General features: G+C 63.2%; 3 protein-coding genes. All 3 read right to left on the minus strand.

The window, feature by feature from the left end:
• Positions 1 to 688: AzlC family ABC transporter permease (locus tag EOD15_RS31960; RefSeq protein WP_148129745.1), on the minus strand; the 688-nt coding region annotated here is incomplete at its 3' end.
• Positions 689 to 803: 115 nt separating this feature from the next.
• The gene (locus tag EOD15_RS31965) at positions 804 to 1,493 is read right to left on the minus strand and encodes a TIGR02453 family protein (protein WP_127320664.1); all 690 of its coding nucleotides are present in this window, start codon (positions 1,491 to 1,493) and stop codon (positions 804 to 806) included.
• Positions 1,493 to 2,899: NAD-dependent DNA ligase LigA (ligA, locus tag EOD15_RS31970; protein WP_127409190.1), on the minus strand; the 1,407-nt coding region annotated here is incomplete at its 5' end. The genes ligA and EOD15_RS31965, both read right to left, overlap by 1 nt.

Genomic DNA, 2,899 nt, shown 5'->3' on the forward strand with positions numbered 1-2,899 from the left:
TGACCGCCAGCAGCACACCGGCAACAGCGCCAATCGAGACATGCCAGGGCGAGCCGACCGTCTTGTAGGCGATGATCGAGGCGGCGGCGCTGGCGATGACCACCGGCAGCCACAGCGGCCGCTTGCGGAAGCCCAGCACGAGACCGAGGAAATAGATCGGCAGCAGGAAATCGATGCCGAGCGCATGCGTGTCGGGGATCAGCTTGCCGAACAGTGCGCCCAGCGCGCTTTCGACGATCCAGAACAGATAGACCGGCAAGCCAAGCCCCAGATACCAGGCAAAGCCGACCGCCTGGCCTGATTGCGCCCGCGCTTCAGCTACCGCGAATTGCGGATCGGTGAGGATGAAATAACCAAGTGCCTGCTGGATGAAAGGCCAGTGCGCGATGCGCCGGCCGATGCCGGCGGAATAGAGCACGTGGCGGAAATTGACGGCGAAGATCGACAGCACGATCAGCCACGGCGCCACATGCTGGCCGAACAGCTGGATGCCGACCATCTGGCTGGCGCCGCCATAGACCAGCGCGCTCATCAGGAAGGCTTCCAGGACCGAGAAACCATTGTCGACGGCGAGCGCACCGAACAGCACCGCAAACGGCGCCGACGCCACCACGACAGGCATCGACAGCCGCACGCCCTGCCAGAAATCGCTTTTATCGCCGCTCTCGGAAATTGCTTGCGCCGACATGGCCTCTCCTTGATCAGGGCCTGATGTAGGAAGCGCTGCCTGCCTTGTCACACGAATTCGCTTGAGCCAAACGATCAGCGGAAATGATCGTCGGGTTACCGGAGCCGGAGACTAGTCAAGCGAAACCCTTGCCCTCGATCGCCCTGCCCCAGTCGAGCAGCGGCTTGGCGCGCAAGGTGAAATCGACGAGCTCGTCGACCAGATCAGCCGTATGGATTCCCGCCGGATCGATGACATGCTGGACATAGAAATGCCGGTGGCGGATGGCGGCGACCAGATCGGGATCGCTGATTTCCTCGAAGCCGCGTGGCGTACGCTTCATACGGCCTTCGGTCTCGAGTTCAAGCCGGTTCTTCTTCAACGCCGCCACCAGGCCGCGAAAATTGTCCGGCTTGGTCGCGATGGCTTTGCGCATCGCCAGCAGCAGCGCCGGTTCCGGCTGCCACCAGGCAATGTCGGCAAAACAGCGCTCAAGCCCGATATGCACGTAGAACACACCCTGCTCCATCTTGGTGCCGTCGGGCGACAGGATGGCCGACAAATGCCTGTTGTAGGGTCGCTTGTCTTTGGCGAAGCGCACGTCGCGATTGATGCGGAACAGCGACTTCTTGCGGTCGCCGCGCAGGCCGAGGCCTGCCTTTGCGAAGCGCTCGGTCAGCGTGTCGACGAGATCACTGAGCGGATCGCGCAACTCCTTTTCGAACAGGTCGCGGTTTTCTAAAAACCACTCCCGGCTCTGGTGGAAATCCAGCGCCTTCAGGAACGGAATGGCTTTCGGGCCGAAACCCTTGAATGCGCCTTCCATCACGCCTTGCCGATCCGTACCAGCCATGCATCCTCGTCGATCACCTCGATGCCGAGTTCGCTGGCGAGCTTGAGCTTGGAGCCGGCACCCGGCCCGGCGACCACCAGATCCGTCTTTGCCGAAACCGAGCCCGCGACCTTGGCGCCGAGGCGCTCCGCCATCGCCTTGGCTTCGGAGCGTGTCATCTTCTCCAGCGAGCCCGTGAACACGACCGTCTTGCCGGCGACCTCGCTGTCGGCCGAGACGTTGACGATATACGGCTTCGGCTTGACTTGGCGGAGCAACGCGTCAAGCACGTCGTCATTGCGCTCATTGCCGAAGAAGTCGCGCAACGCATCGATCACGGTATCGCCGATGCCGTTGACCGAGGGGAAAACCGTATGTGGATCCTCCGCTGCCGCTGTCTCCTTGCCGACCCGGATCAGTTCCTCGATGGTCGAGAAGGTGCGGGCAAGCACCGCGGCCGTCGTTTCGCCGATATGGCGGATGCCGAGCGCGAAGATGAAACGGTCGAGCTCCGGCTCGCGGCGCGAGTCGATGGCGGCGAACAGCTTGTCGAGGCCCTCATAGTTGCGATCCTCGACGCTGCGCACATTCTTGCGCGTCTTGCCCGATGCGGCCTCGCGCTGCCTTGCCTGCTCCTCGCGGCGTTCGGCCAGCGCCCTGGTGACGGCCGGACGGCGATCCCTGAGCGTGAAGATATCGGCTGCGGTCTTGATCAATCCCGCATTGAAGAACGTGTCTATGTTCTCCGCGCCGAGGCCTTCGATGTCCAGGGCGCCGCGTGACACGAAGTGGCGCAATCCCTCCACCGCCTGCGCCGGGCAGATCAGTTCGCCGGTGCAGCGCCGGCGGGAATCTTCCTTGCCGGTCTTTTCGTTGATCTCGCGCGTCGCCGGCGAGCCGCAGATCGGGCAAGTGTGAGGGAACTCGTAAGGCACCGCATCAGCAGGCCGCTTGTCGATGACGACGCTGACGATCTGCGGAATGACATCGCCTGCCCGCTGGATCACGACCGTATCGCCGATGCGCACATCGATGCCGTCGCGGATCGGCTGGCCGGTCGAGTCCAGGCCCTTGATGTAATCCTCATTGTGCAGCGTGACGTTCTCGACCACGACGCCGCCGACTGTGACCGGCGCCAGCCGCGCAACCGGCGCCAGCGTACCGGTACGGCCGACCTGGATGTCGATCTTCTGCACGGTCGTCATCGCCTGTTCGGCCGGAAATTTATGCGCGACCGCCCAGCGCGGTTCGCCGGTGACGAAACCCCAGCGGCGCTGCAACTCCAGCTGGTCGACCTTGTAGACGACGCCGTCGATATCGTAGCCGAGCGCCGAGCGCTGCTCCTCGATCCGATGATAATGCGCGATCAACTCCTCGGCCGATTTGGCCCGCACCATCAG

This window comes from Mesorhizobium sp. M7A.T.Ca.US.000.02.2.1, assembly GCF_003996995.1.
GTDB lineage: Bacteria > Pseudomonadota > Alphaproteobacteria > Rhizobiales > Rhizobiaceae > Mesorhizobium.

Bases quoted from the DNA above. Each gene is read 5' to 3' on its own strand.
- EOD15_RS31965 (WP_127320664.1), bottom strand. From the start codon at position 1,493: ATGGAAGGCGCATTCAAGGGTTTCGGCCCGAAAGCCATTCCGTTCCTG.